General features: G+C 38.6%; 18 protein-coding genes and 1 other annotated feature. Of the genes, 5 read left to right on the forward strand and 13 right to left on the reverse strand.

What is annotated here, in order from left to right; all coding sequences use genetic code 11:
- Positions 1–70: 70 nt before the first annotated feature.
- Positions 71–1,273 (forward strand): aromatic amino acid transport family protein, encoded by a 1,203-nt coding sequence (locus H5090_RS12230; RefSeq protein ID WP_182695836.1) that lies wholly within the window; start codon positions 71–73, stop codon positions 1,271–1,273.
- A gap of 73 nt (positions 1,274–1,346) precedes the next feature.
- Here H5090_RS12230 and H5090_RS12235 read toward each other — a convergent pair whose 3' ends face one another.
- From H5090_RS12235 to H5090_RS12250, 4 genes are all read right to left on the reverse strand, one after another.
- Positions 1,347–2,537: an amino acid aminotransferase gene (locus H5090_RS12235; protein ID WP_002962951.1), complete on the reverse strand. Its 1,191-nt coding sequence runs from the start codon at positions 2,535–2,537 to the stop codon at positions 1,347–1,349.
- An 80-nt stretch (positions 2,538–2,617) separates the two neighbouring features.
- Positions 2,618–3,277: a GAF domain-containing protein gene (locus H5090_RS12240; protein WP_002962950.1), complete on the reverse strand. Its 660-nt coding sequence runs from the start codon at positions 3,275–3,277 to the stop codon at positions 2,618–2,620.
- 56 nt (positions 3,278–3,333) lie between these two features.
- Positions 3,334–4,983 carry a SpoIIE family protein phosphatase gene (locus tag H5090_RS12245; protein WP_182695837.1) on the reverse strand — a complete coding sequence of 550 codons (1,650 nt, stop codon included), beginning with the start codon at positions 4,981–4,983 and terminating at the stop codon, positions 3,334–3,336.
- Positions 4,983–5,288 (reverse strand): STAS domain-containing protein, encoded by a 306-nt coding sequence (locus H5090_RS12250; protein ID WP_002962948.1) that lies wholly within the window; start codon positions 5,286–5,288, stop codon positions 4,983–4,985. Before H5090_RS12250 ends, H5090_RS12245 begins: the two co-directional genes overlap by 1 nt.
- Positions 5,289–5,423: 135 nt before the next feature.
- Between H5090_RS12250 and H5090_RS12255 the strand changes: the two genes are divergently transcribed.
- The gene (locus tag H5090_RS12255; RefSeq protein ID WP_002962947.1) at positions 5,424–5,753 is read left to right on the forward strand and encodes a translation initiation factor; all 330 of its coding nucleotides are present in this window, start codon (positions 5,424–5,426) and stop codon (positions 5,751–5,753) included.
- A gap of 12 nt (positions 5,754–5,765) precedes the next feature.
- Here the strand turns inward: H5090_RS12255 and H5090_RS12260 are convergent, their stop codons facing one another.
- A complete protein-coding gene (locus H5090_RS12260) occupies positions 5,766–8,780 on the reverse strand; it encodes an EAL domain-containing protein (RefSeq protein WP_182695838.1) in 3,015 nt (1,004 codons plus the stop codon).
- A gap of 192 nt (positions 8,781–8,972) precedes the next feature.
- Positions 8,973–9,090 (forward strand) — a sequence feature (Phe leader region).
- 44 nt (positions 9,091–9,134) lie between these two features.
- Here H5090_RS12260 and H5090_RS12265 point away from each other — a divergent pair.
- Positions 9,135–10,292 (forward strand): chorismate mutase, encoded by a 1,158-nt coding sequence (locus H5090_RS12265; protein WP_002962945.1) that lies wholly within the window; start codon positions 9,135–9,137, stop codon positions 10,290–10,292.
- A gap of 61 nt (positions 10,293–10,353) precedes the next feature.
- Here H5090_RS12265 and tyrA read toward each other — a convergent pair whose 3' ends face one another.
- The 6 genes from tyrA to ffh all read right to left on the reverse strand — a co-directional run bounded on the left by tyrA (position 10,354) and on the right by ffh (position 15,338).
- Positions 10,354–11,487, reverse strand: a complete 1,134-nt coding sequence (tyrA, locus tag H5090_RS12270) for a bifunctional chorismate mutase/prephenate dehydrogenase (RefSeq protein ID WP_002962944.1) — start codon at positions 11,485–11,487, stop codon at positions 10,354–10,356.
- A 248-nt stretch (positions 11,488–11,735) separates the two neighbouring features.
- Positions 11,736–12,095: a 50S ribosomal protein L19 gene (gene rplS / locus H5090_RS12275; protein ID WP_002962189.1), complete on the reverse strand. Its 360-nt coding sequence runs from the start codon at positions 12,093–12,095 to the stop codon at positions 11,736–11,738.
- A gap of 33 nt (positions 12,096–12,128) precedes the next feature.
- Positions 12,129–12,896 (reverse strand): tRNA (guanosine(37)-N1)-methyltransferase TrmD, encoded by a 768-nt coding sequence (gene trmD, locus H5090_RS12280; protein ID WP_002962190.1) that lies wholly within the window; start codon positions 12,894–12,896, stop codon positions 12,129–12,131.
- Positions 12,896–13,432, reverse strand: coding sequence for a ribosome maturation factor RimM (rimM, locus tag H5090_RS12285; protein WP_024596584.1), 537 nt, complete (start codon positions 13,430–13,432; stop codon positions 12,896–12,898). Before rimM ends, trmD begins: the two co-directional genes overlap by 1 nt.
- A gap of 17 nt (positions 13,433–13,449) precedes the next feature.
- Positions 13,450–13,698 (reverse strand): 30S ribosomal protein S16, encoded by a 249-nt coding sequence (gene rpsP, locus H5090_RS12290; RefSeq protein ID WP_002962192.1) that lies wholly within the window; start codon positions 13,696–13,698, stop codon positions 13,450–13,452.
- A 260-nt stretch (positions 13,699–13,958) separates the two neighbouring features.
- Positions 13,959–15,338 carry a signal recognition particle protein gene (ffh, locus tag H5090_RS12295; RefSeq protein ID WP_002962194.1) on the reverse strand — a complete coding sequence of 460 codons (1,380 nt, stop codon included), beginning with the start codon at positions 15,336–15,338 and terminating at the stop codon, positions 13,959–13,961.
- A 252-nt stretch (positions 15,339–15,590) separates the two neighbouring features.
- Between ffh and H5090_RS12300 the strand changes: the two genes are divergently transcribed.
- A complete protein-coding gene (locus H5090_RS12300; RefSeq protein ID WP_002962197.1) occupies positions 15,591–16,397 on the forward strand; it encodes an inner membrane protein YpjD in 807 nt (268 codons plus the stop codon).
- 61 nt (positions 16,398–16,458) lie between these two features.
- On the forward strand, positions 16,459–17,727 hold the full coding sequence (locus H5090_RS12305) for an HlyC/CorC family transporter (RefSeq protein WP_002962198.1): 1,269 nt from the start codon (positions 16,459–16,461) through the stop codon (positions 17,725–17,727).
- 48 nt (positions 17,728–17,775) lie between these two features.
- Here H5090_RS12305 and H5090_RS12310 read toward each other — a convergent pair whose 3' ends face one another.
- Entirely contained in the window at positions 17,776–18,387 is a 612-nt protein-coding gene (locus tag H5090_RS12310) for a transglycosylase SLT domain-containing protein (protein ID WP_002962200.1), read from the reverse strand.
- Positions 18,388–18,534: 147 nt separating this feature from the next.
- Entirely contained in the window at positions 18,535–20,112 is a 1,578-nt protein-coding gene (gene gshA, locus H5090_RS12315; protein ID WP_182695839.1) for a glutamate--cysteine ligase, read from the reverse strand.
- Positions 20,113–20,202 lie beyond the last annotated feature (90 nt).

Consider the following 20,202-nt stretch of genomic DNA (forward strand, 5'->3'; position numbering starts at 1 on the left):
ACAAAACTATTTGAGATTTGAGCAACTAGTTATATCGTGCATGTATATTAATAATAATTAAGGTAATTAAGTGCTTAAAAATAAAACAACTGGAAGCATGTTAATTGTTGCAGGCACCACTATTGGTGCAGGTATGTTGGCATTGCCAATTGCATCTGCCGGGCTTGGGTTTAGTACTGCACTTGCATTAATAATTGCTAGCTGGTTACTAATGACCTACACCGCACTACTCATGTTAGAGCTACACCAATATGCACCACGCGATGCTACATTAAATACATTGGCTAAATTATGGCTTGGAAAACGCGGACAATATATTGCGAATTTTTCGATGGTTTTTTTATTTTATGCTTTATGCGCTGCTTATATTGCAGGTGGTGGTGCACAACTTCAAGCGCGTATAAATATAGGCTTTGATGTAAATATAGCCCCACAGTTTGGCTCTGTGATCCTCGCTGTTATTATTGCTAGTGTGGTAACGCTAGGCACTAGCAAGGTAGATAAATTAAATAGAGCGTTATTTACAATAAAAATTGTTGTATTAGCTAGCTTGTTTTACATGCTTACCCCTTATGTGCAAGGTAAGCACTTATTAGAGATGCCCGTAGAGCAAGGATTAATCCTTTCGGCTATACCGGTTATATTTACTTCGTTTGGCTTTCATGGTTCTATCCCCTCTATTGTTAAATATGTTGGTGTTGAAATAAAAGTACTGCGCAAAGTAATGATTGCTGGAGCCGCCCTACCTTTAGTTATTTATATTTTTTGGCAACTACTTAGCCAAGGTATTATGAGTCAAGCTGATTTACTCAACAGCCAAGGGCTTAATGGGTTTGTATCTAGCGTGGCAAGTATTGCGCATAACCCAAGTGTGGCAACGGCCGTTAAGTTATTTGCTGATTTAGCACTGGCGACATCATTTTTAGGGGTGAGTTTAGGGTTATTTGATTTTTTTGCTGATGCATTTAAAAAAGGTGACAATAAAACGGATCGAATAAAAACGGCCTTGATTACGTTTATTCCGCCACTTGGCTTTGCGCTATTTTACCCTCAAGGCTTTATTATGGCTTTAGGTTACGCTGCAATAGCACTTGTCGTGCTGGCTATATTTTTGCCTGTAGCAATGGTTTATAAACAGCGTACAACATCAAATAAAACAGGCTATAAAGTAAAAAGTGGAAATGTTGGGCTTGGTATAGCAGCTATATGTGGCATAACTATTATTGCTGCGCAGTTTATGCAAATGGCGGGGCTAATTCCTGCTATCGGTTAAAGCTTTTTGTTTTAATTTAGATATAAAAAAACCGCACATCATTAGATGTGCGGTTTTTTTATATTAACTGCGTTTATTTACAAACGTCAGCTACAGCATTTGAAAAGTATTCAATATTTGACTGGCTAACACCTGCAACATTTACGCGGCTAGAACCTACAATGTAAATACCATATTCTTTTTGTAGGCGAGCAATTTGCTCTTTATTAATACCTAAGAAAGAAAACATACCGTTTTGACGTTCAATAAATGAGAAGTCTTGCGCAATATCTTTAGTTGCTAAGCTTTCTTTAATTAAGCTACGTAAGCCATTTATGCGGCTACGCATTTCATCAAGCTCAGAGTGCCATAATTGTGTAAGCTCTGTACTGCTTAAAATAGTATTAACAATATCAGCACCATGCGCTGGCGGCATTGAGTAAATACTACGTACAACGCTTAGCATTACAGAGTTTGAAATATCTGCTGTTGCGCTATCTTTTGCAATTAGTGAACATGCACCAATACGCTCGCGGTATAAGCCAAAGTTTTTAGAACATGAAGAACAAATAATTAGCTCTTCTACTGCATCAGCTAAAATACGTAAGCCACGTGCATCTTCTTCAAGTGAAGCACCAAAGCCTTGGTATGCAATATCAACAAGTGGTGTAAAGCCAACTTCTTTTGCAAGTTCGGCAACTGTGTTCCACTGTGTTTCGTTTAAGTCCATACCGCTTGGGTTATGACAACATGCATGCACTAAAACCACATCACCTTTAGGCACTTGTTTAAGTGTGTTGATCATTTCATCAAACAGTAAGTCTTTATTTTCGTAATCGTAATACGGGTATTCTTTTACTGTTAAGCCTGCAGCTTCAAACAAGCTAATATGGTTTGCCCATGTTGGATTAGTTACCCATACTGTTGCATCTGCATTGCAACGCTTAATAAATTCAGCTGCAACGCGAAGTGCACCCGTACCACCTGGCGCTTGCGCAGTACGTACGCGATTTGCTAGCAATGCTTGATGTTCGCCTAGTAGTAACTGCTCCATTTTTTGGCAGTAATCTAAGTTACCCGCTAAACCAATGTAAGATTTGCTCATTTCGTTTTCAAGACGAAACGCTTCAGCTTTTTTAACCGCTTTAAGAACCGGTGTATTGCCTTGCTCATCTTTGTAGACACCTACACCTAAATCAATTTTATTAGGGTTTGTATCTTGTTTATAGGCCGCCATAAGGCCAAGAATAGGATCTGTTGGTAATGGTTTTAATACTGAGAACATTGGCTATCTCTTATCGTTATTTAGGGGTTAGCTGTTAAGCTAAGCTTAACATAAAAGCACATCATGTTGACTAGCGTTATTTACACTAGAAAGTGAGGAATTTTAATACAACATGCAATTAAAACGGCAAGCGTCTTTTCATCAAAAAAATCATTTTTAAAGGCTTCAGCATCTACAATACCAACACATTCATTTTGTGTATTAAATAAAGGTAAGCAGGTTTCTGATTTAACTTTAGGATCGCATGTGTAGTATTCACCACCTTGTGATAAGTACTCTTCAACGTTATTAATAATACGGCCCTTGTGAGATAGCGCAACCTGCACGTTATTACTACCTGCCGCAAATGCTTGCGTTAAAGGGAACAACGGACGACTAGGCGCACCATGATAAGCCAATTTTAATAGTTGCTTACCTTCACTAGTATTAGTTGATTGATAAATACCATACCAATCAACACTTGTTTGCTGCTCAATGTAGCTCACAATACTTTGTAAATTAGCTAGCTTGAACTGTGTTTGCTCATCACTTTTAAGATAGTCAGTTAATTTGAATGGCTCATCTTGTAGGTAACCAAATAAACTACACGCACCGCCCTCGCCAAGCTCAGGTATTTGATACTCCCAACATACATCAGGCAAAGCTGTGTTTGCTAAATGTAGCTCAAGCTTTTCAAGCTCTGTTGAAATCAAAGCTGGATTAGCACTTAGTTGTGCTTGTTTTAGGTAAGAAGAAATCATTTGGCCATCCATACATCTAAAGTTTCGAGAATAATAGCATGGATATTTTTGCAGAGCTAGCTCAACTTGTAGCACATTTCAACTTGGTTACCGCTGGCGTTATAAGTTACCTTTTCGGCTATTTCTTCTAGTAAAGACACCCCTCTACCAAATTCATTATTAACCTTTGCCAACTCATCGTGCTTACTACTAAACCCTCGGCCTGAATCACAAATAATGAAATACAAACTGAGCGTATCGGGGCAATAGCGCATATCAATAATAATCATCGCATCTGTAAGTTTAGCAAGAGCTGCCTCTCTTAATTCATAATATCGAAAAAAGCCGTCTTCTTGTTTTTTAATCTCTGAGTTAAGCCCTAGTACACCATGATCAAGCGCATTGTTATAAGCCTCAGACAACAGTAAAAATATATTAGAACGATGGGCATTTAGCCCCCCAACACTGCTTAAAATATTAACAACGTCGTAAACGGGGTCTGTTTTTTTTATTTGTTCTGAGTTTAAACTTAAAGATAAATTAAACGCTAAAGTAGAGAATGCTTCTCGCTCTTGCTCCTCAGGAACTAAAGGCAGGCAGTTTAGTAAAACAATGCTTAAATCATCTTGCTGTTTAGTGCCATCTGCAAACTTAGTAACGTCACCCACTATATCTTCGCTACTAATCATCGATTTACTTTTTAAGGTTTGTAAAAAACGCTCTTCCCCAAAAAATGTATCTTCTTTGTTTGCTGTTTCTATAATACCGTCGGTTGCTAATACTAGGCGTGTATTACTATTTGTTTCAAAGTGAATAACTTCATATTCAAATTCTTGATCGTCTAAAATCCCCAGCGCCATATGTTGCGACTCTAATGTTTGTTTTACATTACCGTCTTTATCTATTAGGTACGCATCTGGCAGGCCGCCCATCCATGCAGAAATACTTTTACCGGATGCACTAAGCTCTATAATGGTTGCAGCACAAAACATGTGTCCAGGTAGGAGATTGTAAAGCAGTGTATTTAGCTCACAGGCAATGTCATTAATCGCCATGCCTTTTTGTACCATAGTATAAAAAACACGAGAGATAGGTAATGCACCAATAGCTGCCGCTAAGCCGTGCCCTGTAAAGTCTCCCAACATGCAATACAGATTGCCTATTGGACTTTGCGCCACTAAAAACATATCGCCGTTAAACATAGACGCCGGCGATAAATTAAAATCGAGGTACTCTTTAAACTTGCCTTGATTCTCTAATGAGTTATTAAAAATATGCTCAATTATTTCGTGTTCACGTTCAATTTGATTGTGATGATATTCAAGCAGTTTTTTTTGTTGATTTGATTTTTTACTTAGCTCTCTGGTGCGGCTATGTGCTTTAATTTTTGCATGCAAAATAACTTTTTCAAATGGTTTATGAATAAAGTCATCGCCACCTACCGCGAGGCACCGCTCAAAACTTGCTTGATCTTCTAAGGAGGTTATAAAAATAATCGGTAAGTAAACTTCACTATACTGCTGCTTTATTTTTTCAGCTGCTTCAAAACCATCCATTACGGGCATTAATACATCGAGTAAAACAATGTCTATTTGCTCTCTTTTAAGTACATTAAGTGCATCTAGCCCATTGTAAGCCACTGAAATTTTGTAACCTTCCTGCTCAAGCATTTTACTTAGTAAAATGCGATTGAGCGCCTGATCGTCAACAATCAACACATGTATCATTAGCTAATATCAAACTTTTTATCAAAACGTGAAATTTGTAGAATTTTTCTAAGCTGTGGTTGGCAATTGCTTATTTCGATAGTTTTTACTTGGCTATCAATGGTTTTTTTCATGTTAAGTAACATGCCAAGTGCTGAACTATCCATATAATCAGTCTCTCTTAAATCGATAATAACCTTTACTGTTTTTTCGCTCATTTGAGCATAAGCTTGGCGAAAAGATTGCACTAAATTAAAATCAAACTTACCTTTAATTTGTATTGTTAATGTAGTGCCATCGACTGATTCATTCTTAGTTAAACTCATAGTAAACTCCAATAATATTTCCTTTGAACTAAATATAACCTGTTAAAAGTATTTAGCAAAAAGAAAAACACACAACTTCAAATTTGCTATCATTTACACCAGTATTTAATTCATTTTTATCCATAAAGGTAAGGTATGAGTGATAGTCACTTAGTATATTCAACTAGTACGGGTCGCATTGACCAGCCGAAACCAGAAAAAGAGTTGCACGCTAAACTTTTTAAAGATGGTTTTATTCGCATTGAGCGTCAAACAAAAGGGCGTAAAGGCAAAGGCGTAATGCTAGTTGTTGGCATTGATCCAAAAGATCATGATTTAAAAAAGTTAGCTAAAACTATAAAAAGCAAAATGGGCCAAGGCGGCGCAGTAAAAGAAGGCATTATTGAAGTACAAGGTGATGACCGAGATAAACTAAAAGGCATTTTAGAAGCGTTAAAATTTAAAGTTAAAATTGCGGGTGGTTAACCCGCAATTTTATTAACTAGTTACTTCGCTATTTGCGAGTTCATTTAACCTTTCATACAAATTCGGTAGTTCGTGCTCAGCAATTGGCTTACTAAAATAATAGCCTTGCACAATGAAGCAATTATTATTTTGTAAAAACTGCATCTGCTCTATTGTCTCAACCCCTTCTGCGACCACGTCTAGCTTTAACTTTTGCGCCATGGCAATAATAGCTGCAGTGATTTCCATATCATTTGTATCCTCTGGGATATCTTTTACAAATGAACGGTCAATTTTCAATATATCAACCGGGAATCGTTTTAAGTAACTGAGCGATGAATAACCTGTACCAAAGTCATCAATAGAAATTGATATACCTAATGCTTTAAGCTCGTGCAATTGTGTAATGGCTGCCTCTACATTACCCATTAGCATGCTTTCGGTCAGCTCTAAATGAAGGCGCTTTGCTGAAACACCCGACTTAATTATCATTTTGCTCAGTGTTGTAACTAAGCTTGAGTCTTTAAACTGGCGGGCCGATAAGTTTATCGATATATTATTTTCTAGACCTTGTTCTGCCAATCTTACGGCAAAATCACAAGACTCTTGAAGCACCCATTCACCTAATTCAACTATAAGGCCTGTCGCTTCTGCAATAGGAATAAATTTATCTGGAGGGATTGCGCCTTCAGTTGGGTGGAACCATCTTAATAACGCTTCATAACCAACGACCTGATGAGTACGGCTATCAACTTGAGGTTGGTAGTAAACTACAAATTGCTTTTCTTTGAGCCCTATACGTAACTCATTTTCAATAAATAAACGCTCATTTGCGGCCGCATTTAATTCTTGGCTATAAAAGTGGAAGGTATTACGTCCTTTTGCTTTTGCCTCATACATTGCCAAATCAGCATGTTTGAGTAACTGATCTTCCTCTAAGCTATCGTAAGGAGCCATAGTTATACCAATACTTGCACTGACAATAACTTCATTGCTACCTAGTTTTATAGGCACATTCAGTGTTTTTTGAATTGTATTGGCAACATCAGCCGCGTGAGTTTGGCTTTCTATACCACTGAGCAACACTGCAAATTCATCACCACCTAAGCGCGCTATGGTGTCCTCGGCTCGTAAACGTTTTTTAAGTCTGTTTGCCACTTCAATTAATAATTGATCGCCAGCATCGTGGCCTAATGTGTCGTTAATACGCTTAAATTCGTCTAAATCAAAGTAAAACAAAGCAAATGCATAATGCCCGCGCTCTGCTAATGCCATTGATTTACGCAATTGCATTCTAAAAAATGTTCTGTTGGCAAGTCCCGTAAGGGTGTCAAAGTAAGCCAATTGTTCCATTTTACGCTGGCTTTCTTTTACAAACGAAATATCTTGTGCTGATGCTACATAACTGGTTATTTCACCGCCCTCTTCACGAATTGGCGAAACACTTAAAGACACCCAAATTGGCTCTTTGTTTAAACCAGCTATTAATGTGTCCCCGCGCCAGTAATTACGGCTGCGTAAATCTATGTCTATATCTTCAATTAAAATAGACATTTCTGAGGCAATAATATTAAGTAATGGTGCTCTATTAAAATGACTTTCTGGATAGCCTGTCATTTCGAGCATTTTGGGGTTTACGTACTCAATGACAAAATTTTCATCGGTGATCACAACCCCGGTGCCCGAGAACGCTACCGCTTTAGATAAACGATTAGCTGCTTTTTCAGCAATTTCTTTTTCTGTAATTCTTTGGTTTAAACCATCAATAAGCTTGCGGATTTCTACCGTCATGTCTCTAAATGAGCCATTAAGGGTACCAATCTCATCTTTGTTTTCTGGCGGAAACTCTGTTGTTAGCTGGCCTTTACCAAAGCTTGTTACTGCATAAACTAAAGTATGTAAACGCCGAAGCACTAGTTGATAAAGCGCCTGATGCAGCAATAAGGCAACTAATATTGCGTATAAAATAAAGAGTCCAAAAAACTTCAGTTTTAAATCTTGTAACGCAGATAACGTTGATGAACGTTTTTTATAAACCCCTATGTACCAATCTAAATCATCAATTTTACGGATATTAATAATGTGAGCTTCATCATTTTGTTCAAATGAATTGGCATATTCTGGTAACTTCACCGCAATTGCATCGTCAATAATTGACTGCAGTTCTGGGTTTACAAATTCGTTAGTAGCGAGTGCTTTATTGTCACTACCATAGTCAGCTAATAATGCGGGGTTTAGATTGGGATGGGCTAACAATTGCCCTTTACTATCAAATACAAGTAAGTGTTTTTCTTTATCGCCAACAGGTAAAAATGAAATAAGTTTGTTAAGGGAAATATCGCTTCCCGTTACACCTAAAAACTCGTTATCAACATACACCGGCACTAGTAAGCTAATAACCCACTTTCGCCATACTGTATCGTAATAAACTTTTGACCATGCAGGCTCTCGCTCTGACCCCAACATACTTTTAATATATTTATACGTTGTACCTTGCGTAACTCTAAACTCGGCTGGTGCATTTAATGCCCAGTTTGGAGGAGAAACACGAATGAAATCGTCATCGGTAATTAAATAAAAGTTAAAAAAGTCATGTACCAAAGTCGGAGAAATTATACGCCATAACATTTCAGAATCATTAAATAGGCGTTTATAAAAAGGAGAGTAATTTTGCTGTGGTAAAAATGCTGCTGATAATCCGTCAGCCGAGGCACTTCGAATCGTACCATCGCTATTAAACTGTAACTGTGATTTATTACCTAAATTAATTGGTGAATTAGATTGAAAAAGCTGCTCTGTCACTACGTTATTAGCTTGCTGAGCAATATTTATTTTTGTTTTAATACGCTCATTAAACTGCTTCACTAATAAATCTGTAGAGCTTTTTAACACCTCATGTTCTTCAAAAACAAGTTGTTTCTCTTCAGATTTAAGCATTAAGGCAGCCGCACATACCCCTGCTATTAAACAAATAGCAGATATAAGCAGTGAAAGTTTTACACTTAAAGAATTCAATCCAAAACGAGATGGAGGCCGTCTGTAAACCACGGGTCAACCTTAATTATTAATAATTGTTATTATTTGAACCAGTTAACGAAATATACCAGATCCGCATTCATATTTATAAATTATTTGTAAAGTTTCTATAATAACCAGCTAAGGTAAATAAATAGTACCCTAAGCTTATTTAGATCTTTATTGACATTGTTGGCAACTCTCCATACATTAACCGTATGAACATATTTATCTCTCGCACTTTTTTTTCGTTTTTTAGCTTCTTTATATAGAAGAGGCTTCCCTGTTTGTGAGATAAAATCAATCGAATAGTAAAGCCTCCCAACCGGGAGGCTTTTTTGTTTTTGCTGTGTAATAACAGCCTACTTTTGGAATGAGGATACCAAAATGACAAATGATGTATTAAATGCACTAAGACACGATATAAATGAAATAGACTCCGACCTACTCGTGTTATTAGCTAAACGCCGTCGCATTAGCCACGGTGTGGTTGAATATAAAATCGCCAACAACAAGCCAATTCGCGATGAAGCACGTGAACTCGCGCTTCTAGAAAAATTAATTGGTTATGGTAAGTCACTGGGTTTAGATGCTTACTACGTAAATAATGTGTTTCAAACTATTTTGGAAGATTCAGTTTTACACCAACAAGCAATGTTACAAAAAAACCTTAATCCAGACGCACTGAGTGAAACACACCGTGTAACTTACTTAGGTGGTCAAGGTTCTTATAGCCAGCTTGCATGTCATAAATACTTTAGTCGCCGCCCTGGTAAATTAATTGAAATTGGCTGTACATCGTTTGACGAAATAACAGGTAAAGTAGAAAACGGCCAAGCTGATTTTGGTTTATTACCGATTGAAAACACAAGCTCTGGTAGCATTAACGAAGTATTTGACTTATTACAGCACGCACAAGTCTCTATTGTTGGAGAAGTCACTCACAGTGTAGAGCATTGCTTACTCGCAAACCCTGATACTGAACTTAGCCAACTAACAAAAGTATTTGCACACCCACAACCATTTGCACAGTGCAGCCGTTTTTTACAGGGCTTAGGTGATTTACAACACGAAACATGTGACTCTACATCAAGCGCATTACAATCAGCTCTAAACACACCAAATAGTGCTGCAATTGGCTCTGCACAAGCAGGAAAAAATGTCGGCCTTGAAGTCATCAAATCAAATCTTGCTAATCAAAGCGAAAACCATAGCCGCTTTATTGTTGTTGCGCGTAAACCTCTGCAAGTGTCTAACCAAATTCCAACTAAAACTAGTTTAATCATGTCGACAAAACAGCAAGCGGGCTCACTAGCCGATGCGTTGATGATTTTTAAACAGCATAAGATTAATTTAGTAAAACTTGAGTCGCGCCCAACTCCGGGCAATCCGTGGGAAGAAGTATTTTATGTAGATCTTGAAGCAAACTTAGCTGATAGCCAAGTAAAAGAAGCGCTAGAAGAGCTTAAAGAACACACCCAATATGTGCGTATTTTAGGCTGCTATCAAAGCGAGTCATTACAGGCAGTAAGCGTTAATACTTAATACACACTTTCATAATTAAAAAGGGCCGATATCGGCCCTTTTTAGTAAAAAGTGACAAGTATTAGTCTAAAACTTTTGAATCATTCGCTTTATTTAATAAGCTTCGGCTTTGTGTTAAAAAGTGCTCTGTTGAGTCAGAAAAGTAAACTTTCGCTTGCGCAAAAGAATCAATAAGCGCTGCTTTATCTCCTGCTTTTAATTTTTCCAATGTACTTGCAAAAGTGTCTTGGTACTGTGCGAGCAGGCTCTCTACATCATCGAATTGCGCTAACATAATATCTGAGTACAACTCCGGCGACTGCGCAAATAAACGCCCTACCATCATCAGCTCTAATTGATAAATGGGTGACGAGCAACTACGTAACTCTTCTAGTGTATGACTTTGTTTTGCTAAAAACTGTCCGTACACAAATGTTGTTAAATGGCGCATTACCTGAATAATTTGCATTGCTTCGTCGTGCTTTTTAGCATCAAGCTCAACAAGCTGACAACCCCATACTTGTAACTGCTGTAACAAGCCTTTTGCCGCTTGGTGCTCTCGCCCTTCACATACAACGACCGTTTGTTTTACCCAATGTGATATGTCAGGGCCAAACATAGGATGCAAACCAACCACAGGGCCACTGTGCGCAGCTTTTAGTGCTTTAATAGGCGATTGCTTTACCGATGTAATATCAACTAGTAAACAGTCATCATCTAGTTTAGGTAACTTAGCAACTACTGCGTCCAATGCATTAATTGGTACGCTAATCATTACCAGCTTGGCACCTTTTAAAATATTTTGCGCATCGTTTTGCTGATCTTTATCTAAAACTTTAACTTCGTAACCTGAGCGAATAAACTGCTGAGCAAATAGCTGCCCCATAGCACCTTGACCACCTACAATAACAATTGGCGAAAGCTCTGGCGCTGCACATGCAAGTTTTGCTTGTTGGTTTTGATAGGCTTCTCGCATCATGCGTCTTAGTATATCTTCAACTAGATCGGGGCTTACATTTTGATTTATTGCTTCTTGTCTTCTTGCCGCTAATAGCTCTGCTTCACGATTAGGTGCATGCAAAGGCGCGCCTGTTTGTTGTTTTATCTCACCAATTTTTTGCGTAATACCATTACGTTTAGCAAGTAAGGCAACAAGTTGTGCGTCGCATTCATCTATACCTTCTCTCAGCTGTGCTAAATCACTTATGTCAGCCACGTTCATACCACCTTAAAAAACAAATAACGTAAATATAAATTTACATAAAAGTAAACTAATCAATACGATAAATACTAACAGGATCAGCTAATTGATAAAAGGCTAAAGCTTAAATTTTACTAATAAGGAAATAAGAATTGATAATTGATAATTGAGAATTGAGAATTGAGATAATAATATTCTAAAACCAAAACGGGTTGCAACCCGAAGGATGCAACCCGTTTTTTTGCGTTGATAAACAGCGCGTATTAGTTAAGTTTTTCTCTAATACGTGCAGATTTACCAGAACGCTCACGTAGGTAGTAAAGCTTAGCACGGCGAACTGCACCGCGACGCTTAACTGCTACGCTATCAATAAGAGGGCTGTGCGTTTGGAATACACGCTCAACACCTTCACCGTTCGAAATTTTACGAACTGTGAATGCTGAGTGAAGACCACGATTACGCTTAGCGATTACAACACCTTCAAAGGCCTGTAGACGCTCTTTAGCACCTTCTTTTACTTTTACCTGTACAACCACTGTATCACCAGGGCCAAATGCAGGTACGTCTGTTTTAAGCTGCTCATCTTCAAGCGCTTTAATAATATTTTGGTTTACTTTTGCCATTATGTTTCTCACTTTCCTAGGTGTAACTGTCTTCTAGCCACAAGCTTTTTGGTACTCTTGCTGAAATTCTGCGAGTAATACCGCTTGCTCCTCAGTCAGAGCTAGGTTATGCAACAAGTCAGGACGTCGTAACCAAGTTCTACCTAATGACTGCTTAAGCCGCCACTTTGCTATCTCTTGGTGGTTTCCACTGAGTAATACAGCAGGAACCTGTTTGTCGTCCAATGTTTCTGGTCGTGTATAGTGTGGACAATCTAACAAGCCATCCGAAAACGAATCTTGTTCTGCTGACTGGTTATGACCTAACACACCTGGCACTAATCGCGCTACTGCGTCAATTAATGTCATGGCAGGTAGTTCACCACCACTCAAAATAAAATCACCAATTGACCATTCTTCGTCAACATATGATTCTATTATTCTCTCATCTATACCTTCATAGCGACCGGCAATCAAAATCAGTTTATTAGAGTTAGCGAGTTCGCTAGCGCCCTGCTGATCAAGTTTGCGCCCTTGCGGGGACATATAAATTACTTTAGCGCCATCACCAGCTGCTTTTTTAGCTTCGGCAATCGCTTTTTTTAATGGCTCAACCATCATTAACATACCTGGTCCGCCCCCGTAAGGACGGTCATCTACGGTTCTATGCTTATCTAAAGCGTAGTCTCGCGGATTCCAACAGTTAAAATCAATTAAACCATTTTTTACTGCGCGACCGGTAACACCTTGGTCTGTAATAGCGTCAAACATGTCTGGAAAAAGGCTTATCACCCCTACCCATAATGAACTAGTTTGCGTCATTAAAACCCTGGATCCCAATCTACGGTAATTTCTCTTGCGTCGTATTTAACTTCTTTAATAACTGAATCAGTTAAAAAAGGAATCAAACGTTCAGCTTGACCAAATGCGTCTTTACTGTTTGCTTTCACAACTAGTACGTCATTTGACCCTGTCTCCATAAGGTCATCAACAATGCCTAAGCTATAACCTTTATCGGTTACAACAGACATGCCAATGAGATCTCGCCAATAGAACTCACCTTGCGGAAGTTCTGGTAAATGCGCTGCATCCATTGAGATTTCAGCATGGGTATAAGCCATTGCTTCGTCTCGGTCGTTTATCTGCGCAAATTTAGCGATAAAGCCTTTGTTGTGGCGACGCCAGTCGACCACTTCTAAGGACTGCCATTTACCTTGCTGCCCTATCAACCACGGGCTGAAATCGAAGATCCCTACGGGATCATCAGTAAATGAATGTACCTTAAGCCAGCCCTTTATACCATATGGGGCACCGAGCTTTCCTACGACAATTATTGATGAGGTGTTCTCTTGACTCATGGTTACACTTACGCCTATTAAGCCGCTTTACGAGCGTCTTTTACTAACTTAGCTACGCGATCTGAAAGAGATGCGCCCTGACCTACCCAGTGTTCAACACGTGGTAAATCTAAACGAATTTTTTCTTCTTGACCTGAAGCAATTGGGTTAAAAAAGCCTACTTTCTCGATGAAGCGACCGTCACGCGAGAAACGGCTATCCGCAACCACAATTTGATAGAAAGGGCGTTTTTTAGCGCCACCACGTTGCAAACGAATAGTTACCATACCGTCCTCTATAAAGATTGACTGTTTTCATTAATAAGATTTACTCCCCAGAATGGGGAGCTGGGGAATTGTACGAGTTTTTGGCAATAACGCAAGTAAGAAGTGAAGCAAAAAGACAGTTTAGTAGGTTAAACCGTGATCTCAACGACAAATTAGGGTTAAAGGTGTATTACATGCATAATTTATTCAACAAAAAAGGAGCTATTTGCTCCTTTAAATATGATTCGCTATTATTTTAAAAAATAACTCAAAAGTATTTTTTAAAACTTAGGACCACCGCCACCCATCATCCCAGGTGGTAACATGCCTTTCATACCGCGCATCATTTTGGTCATGCCGCCTTTACCTTTCATCTTTTTCATCATTTTTTGCATTTGCGTAAACTGCTTAAGCAACTTATTAATCTCTTGTACTTGTGTACCAGAGCCAGCAGCTATGCGCTTTTTACGTGAACCTTTAATGATTTCTGGACGTGCGCGCTCTTTTTTAGTCATTGAGCTAATAATAGCTTCCATTTGGATAAATGTTTTGTCACCCATTTGGCCTTTAACAGCATCTGGTAAGTTAGACATACCAGGGAGCTTATCAAGCATCGACATCATGCCACCCATGTTTTTCATTTGCTTTAATTGATCAGCAAAGTCGTCAAGGGTAAAACCGGCACCTTTAAATACTTTTTCAGCAACTTTGGCAGCTTGCTCTTTATCTACTTTCATTTCGACTTCTTCGATTAATGAAAGTACATCACCCATACCTAAAATACGCGACGCTATACGGTCTGGATGAAAAGGCTCAAGTGCGTCAGTACGCTCACCCACACCCATAAATTTAATTGGTTTGCCTGTAATATGACGAATAGATAAAGCAGCACCACCACGTGCATCACCATCGGTTTTTGTTAATATTACACCGGTTAGTGGCAGGGCTTCGTCAAATGCTTTAGCTGTATTTGCCGCATCTTGACCCGTCATTGCATCAACAACGAATAAAGTTTCAATTGGGTTGATTGCTTTGTGAAGATCTTTAATCTCGTCCATCATGTTGCTGTCAACATGTAAACGACCTGCGGTATCAACAAGTACTACATCTATAAATTTCTTTTTAGCATGAGAAATTGCAGCGTTTGCAATATCCACTGGCTTTTGCGAAATATCACTTGGAAAGAAATCAACGTCAACTTCTGTAGCAAGCGTTTCTAGCTGCTTAATCGCAGCAGGGCGATAAACATCGGCACTTACTACAAGCACTGATTTCTTTTTGCGTTCTTTTAAAAACTTAGCAAGCTTAGCTACACTGGTGGTTTTACCCGCACCTTGCAGACCCGCTACCATAACAACGGCTGGCGGTTGTGCATTTAGGCTTAGCTCTTCATTGGCCTCACCCATTGCTTTTTCTAGTTCTTCACGCACTATTTTTATAAATACTTGGCCTGGGCTTAAGCTTTTTGTAACTTCAACCCCAACTGCACGTTCTTTAACTTGTTTTACAAACTCGCGAACAACAGGCAGTGCCACATCGGCTTCTAAAAATGCCATACGCACTTCGCGAAGTGTGTCTTTTATGTTGTCTTCAGTCAGACGGCCACGGCCACTGATATTTTTTAAGGTTTTACCTAATCGTTCTTGGAGGTTCTCAAACATGTAACGGTTCCGATAAGACGTTTATATCAATCCATTAAAATTTTACGGTTAGTTTGATTTTCAATTAACCAGGATTGACTTATTAAGTTTCAATTAAAAGTAGTATACCGTATATGGCGTCTTACAATACAGTGTTCAAGTGCACCTTGTTGAGTTTCTTTTTTTAAGGTCTATGCATTTGCTTTGCTATAAAATACAATGGCTATATAACAACAAGGATTATTTTGTCTCAAATTAAGTGGCCCAAGCACAATGCTGATTATTAGTTTAACTATTATTGCCAGTTTATTTTATGTGTTAGCAACGTCTCACGTGCTCTCACGCCTGTTTCATCAACAAGGCCCTAGCCAAAAGGTAACCGTCATATTGAGCACGGTTGCTATAGTGGCGCATATGCTGCTGTTAGTTAACTCTGTTTTTAGATCCGACGGTCAAGACCTAAGTATTGTAAACGTCTCCCTTTTAACATGCTGGGTTATTGTAGTTTCAGTAACAGCTGTGTCGCTAAAGTTCCCCGCCACTTTACTATTGCCCGTTGTTTATGGTTTTGGTGCTTTACTTACAATTGCCAGTTTATTTATTCCTCATCATATTTTACTGCAAAGCATTAATATTGAGGTTGGCTTAGTAACACACATTTCCTTATCCCTATTGGCCTACTGTATTTTAATTATTGCTACTTTATATGGTGTACAGTTCTACTTTATTGATAAACGTTTAAAACGTAAAGATTTAGCAATTGTGCATAGTCACCTTCCGCCTTTGATGGTTGTTGAGCGCCAGCTTTACCAACTCCTTAATTTAGGCACCATATTACTCACGTTCGCATTACTCTCGGGGTTTGTATTTCTTGATGGGATGTTTGCTAAAGAGTTCATTCATAAAACGATATTGTCGTTAGTTGCGTGGGCTATTTTTGCCATTGTAGCCATCGGGCATATGAAAAAGGGTTGGCGCGGTAAACCTGTGGTTATTACGATCATGGTCGCTGCATTTGTCCTCACACTCGCATATTTTGGCAGCCGTTTCATACAAGAAGTGATACTAAATAAGTTTTAACTTGACTCTGCTTGCTCACTCTAGCTTAATACGCATTGATTTATAAGAAAAGGATCCATCGTTGGACGACATATCGACAAGTACCCTATTTATCATTTTAGGTTTTTTGGTGCTTTTTTCTGCTTATTTTTCTGGTTCAGAAACCGGAATTATGTCAATCAATCGTATACGCCTGCGACACCTCGCTAAAGAGGATCATCGTGCAGCTAAACGAGTCAGTAAATTACTTAGCCGTCCAGATAGGCTCATCGGTTTAATCTTAATTGGCAATAATCTTGTCAATATAGCTGCAGCTCAAGTTGCTACCATTATAGGTATTCGCCTTTACGGTGACCTTGGTATTGCTATCGCTACGGGTGTGTTAACTTTAGTCGTGCTTATATTTGCCGAAGTAACACCTAAAACTCTTGCTGCCCTCTATCCTGAAAAAGTTGCTTTTCCAAGCTCAATAATACTTAAAGGGTTACTAAAAATTCTTTTTCCTTTTGTTGTTATCGTTAACTGGATGACCAACGGGATATTGCGATTATTTGGTATTAGTGCCGCTCAAATCGACGAGCACAGCATGAGCAAAGAAGAATTAAAAACAGTGCTCAATGAGTCAGGCGCACTTATCCCTGCTCGCCATCAAAGTATGCTGACCTCAATTTTAGATTTAGAGCAAGTAACCGTTGAAGATATCATGATCCCACGTAACGAAATTGTGGCTATTGATATTAATGATGATTGGAAACTAATTAGTCGCCAGCTTACCCATGCACAACATACTCGCGTGTTGTTGTATCGCGACAATATAGATGACGCAGTAGGTTTTATTCACTCTCGAGATGCACTTCGTCTACTTACAAAAGAGCAATTTGATAAACCATCGTTGCTGCGTGCTGTACGCGAAATTTACTTTATCCCAGAGGGAACATCACTTAACACTCAGCTGTTAAAGTTTCAGCAGTCTAAAGAGCGTATTGGCTTAGTAGTAGACGAGTATGGCGATATTCAAGGTTTAGTAACGCTTGAAGATATTTTAGAAGAAGTTGTTGGCGATTTTACAACTACACAAACTCGTACGCCAAGCGAAGAAGTAGAAACTCAAACTGATGGCTCTTGTATTGTAGATGGCGGCGCTAACGTACGCGATTTAAATAAAGAGATGGGTTGGGATTTCCCACTAGACGGCCCAAAAACTTTGAGTGGTTTAATTGTTGAATACTTAGAAGATATTCCCGATGCAAATATTAGTCTACGTATTGCGGGCTACCCTATTGAAGTACTTGAAGTAAAAGAGAATATGATAAAACAGGTGAAGATTCAGCCTAATAAGCGTTCTCGCTAAGTATAAAAGGAGCCGATTGGCTCCTTTTTTATATCCATTAATAACTCTCTAGCCAAATATAAGACGTTCAAACCAACCTTTATCAAGCTCGTCTTCACAGCGCTTTAATTGCGCGCCATAACGGCTCGCTCTGTGTTTAACTTTATTTGCTACACCCATTAACCACTTTTTCTTTTTATATGTGCCACGCTTATAGCCACCCCAACCTTCATGATAATTAAGGTATTGTGCGTAAGCATCCCATTTAGAGATTTTATTTACTTTATGCGTTTTATAAACAAACCACGCCATAAAGTCGATTGCATCGTCAAAGTCGTCTCTATCAGCACCATTGTTGCCTGTTTCACGAATATAATCTGACCATGTTGGTGTTTTAGCCTGTGAGTAACCATAAGCATCACTTGCGCGACCGGTTGGAATTATCCATAAGAAGTACTCCATAGGCGGAGCGGCATCATGCTTAAATGAGCTTTCCTGGTACATCATACTCATGAGTACATGCTTAGGAGAACCCCATTTTTCTTGCGCATCTTTTGCGTCAAAATACCAATCAGGTTTTTCTTCAAAGATTTTACATAGATCGTTAGGTTGTTTTGGAGGGGCTGTAGCACAACCAGCTAAAGTAATGGCAAGAGATAAAATAATTGCATTTTTTTTCATTTTTCTAAGATCTCACAGAACTTTTCTAAAAAGTGTGGGTCTGACTCAATGAATGCAGCAGTACAGCATTAGTTCATCCCTGAATATATATTTACGCAGCCTACTTAGGCTGCGTTTTTTTTGCTTAAATTTTACTAAGTATTAAGATTATTTACCGCCAAAATACGCATCTAAAAAGGCGGTAAATGACTGAGTATCTGCTTGCTCAATTGCAGTTTGTGCTTCGTTAGACTCTACAACTTGTTGTTCCAGCCAAGGCTTTAAAAACTCACTGTAATCAGTGTCTGCGTGGCTTTGTTTGTATTTATTAGCCAGTGCTAGTGCAAAGTGACCGTTGTCTAAACCAGACTCTTTTAATTGCGACACGTAACGTCCAGAATAAGTAAGCTCTGGATTATGCACCCACGTTGCCATGCGCTTTATAGTATCGGAGTAATAATTAACACCATAAGCATTATCCATCCATTTAGCGACATCAGTGAGCTGTGCAAATATTTCATCGCCCCACGACTGAAGACTACGCTGTGTGTTATTAAAGTTAAGCATTAGCCCTTCTTCTCGACCTTGATTGACTACTGTGTCGAGGTTTTCAGTACTGCGTGCTTGTTCTTTCCAATCCATTGGAGCTGAATCTTTTAATAAACAATACGTTAAAAACACATCTAAAAAGTGAATTTGCTCAATATCAATACCAACTTCGCTAAACGGATTAACGTCTAATGCGCGAATTTCTACGTATTCAATGCCAGCTCGAAGCAGTGCATCCGTTGGCGTTTCGCCACTTTTAGCATTACGCTTAGGACGAATTGGCGAGTAAAATTCGTTTTCAATCTGCAGAATATTTTTATTTAACTGCTTAGGGTTTTCACTCTTATAGTCATCAAGATCACCATAAATTTCTGATGGTGTGTTGATTGCTTTTTTAAGGCCTGCTACATATTCATCTAACGAGTTATACATTACGCGTAGTGACGACTGAGCGCTATTCGTATAACCTAAATTGCCTAAACGCAGTGCCGTACCAACTTCTAAGTAAAGTGTACCTTTACCTAGTTTTTTAAATGGTAAATCGGTTTTTCGACCTTGTAAAAATGAGTTACACAATGCTGGCGATGCACCAAACATGTAACTTATTAGCCATAGTTCGCGTTTAAAGTTACGAATAAGCGCTAAATAACCTTCTGAAATAAAATCTTGAAGGCTTGCATTGCTTTTTTGTAACGAATGAAGCGATTGCCAAAGCGTATCTGGGAATGAAATATTAAAGTGAACACCTGCAATTGCTTGCATCATACTTCCGTAACGATTTTTTAATCCTTCACGGTATAGTGTTTTCATTTGACCAGTATTTGAACTACCAAATTGAGCTAAAACAATATCATCTTGGTGTTCAATAAAGCATGGCATACTAATAGGCCAAAGCAGTTCATCGTCCATCTTTTCTAGAGTGAACTTTTGAAGATCTTTTAATTGCTTAAGAGTTTGCGTTGACGACTCACTAACTGGAGTAATAAATTCAAGTAAAGATTCAGAAAAATCAGTTGTGATATGGCCATTAGTTAATGCACTGCCCACCCCTTTTGGATGGCCTTTAGGTGATATAGCACCATTCTCTTGTATTCTTAGCGACTCTCGCTCTATGCCACGTTTAATGCCTTTAACTGCATGTTGGTGCTCATTTACTGATAACGCTTCAAGTGCGTTAGCTAAATCATGTGTTGTCAAAAAATCTTTCCTCGGGCCACGTGGCTTAATCATAAGGTTATGGGGACTAATTACTTAGACTCAAGATTAATACCAATTTTTATTGAAAAT

It is taken from the genome of Pseudoalteromonas sp. SR43-5 (assembly GCF_014163835.1).
GTDB classification, from domain to species: Bacteria; Pseudomonadota; Gammaproteobacteria; order Enterobacterales; family Alteromonadaceae; genus Pseudoalteromonas; species Pseudoalteromonas distincta.

Coding starts and splice junctions, on each gene's coding strand:
- H5090_RS12235 (WP_002962951.1), bottom strand. CDS start 2,537: ATGTTCTCAGTATTAAAACCATTACCAACAGATCCTATTCTTGGCCTT.
- H5090_RS12240 (WP_002962950.1), bottom strand. CDS start 3,277: ATGATTTCTTCTTACCTAAAACAAGCACAACTAAGTGCTAATCCAGCT.
- H5090_RS12245 (WP_182695837.1), bottom strand. CDS start 4,983: ATGATACATGTGTTGATTGTTGACGATCAGGCGCTCAATCGCATTTTA.
- H5090_RS12250 (WP_002962948.1), bottom strand. CDS start 5,288: ATGAGTTTAACTAAGAATGAATCAGTCGATGGCACTACATTAACAATA.
- H5090_RS12255 (WP_002962947.1), top strand. CDS start 5,424: ATGAGTGATAGTCACTTAGTATATTCAACTAGTACGGGTCGCATTGAC.
- H5090_RS12265 (WP_002962945.1), top strand. CDS start 9,135: ATGACAAATGATGTATTAAATGCACTAAGACACGATATAAATGAAATA.
- rplS (WP_002962189.1), bottom strand. CDS start 12,095: ATGGCAAAAGTAAACCAAAATATTATTAAAGCGCTTGAAGATGAGCAG.
- trmD (WP_002962190.1), bottom strand. CDS start 12,896: ATGACGCAAACTAGTTCATTATGGGTAGGGGTGATAAGCCTTTTTCCA.
- rimM (WP_024596584.1), bottom strand. CDS start 13,432: ATGAGTCAAGAGAACACCTCATCAATAATTGTCGTAGGAAAGCTCGGT.
- rpsP (WP_002962192.1), bottom strand. CDS start 13,698: ATGGTAACTATTCGTTTGCAACGTGGTGGCGCTAAAAAACGCCCTTTC.
- ffh (WP_002962194.1), bottom strand. CDS start 15,338: ATGTTTGAGAACCTCCAAGAACGATTAGGTAAAACCTTAAAAAATATC.
- H5090_RS12300 (WP_002962197.1), top strand. CDS start 15,591: ATGCTGATTATTAGTTTAACTATTATTGCCAGTTTATTTTATGTGTTA.
- H5090_RS12310 (WP_002962200.1), bottom strand. CDS start 18,387: ATGAAAAAAAATGCAATTATTTTATCTCTTGCCATTACTTTAGCTGGT.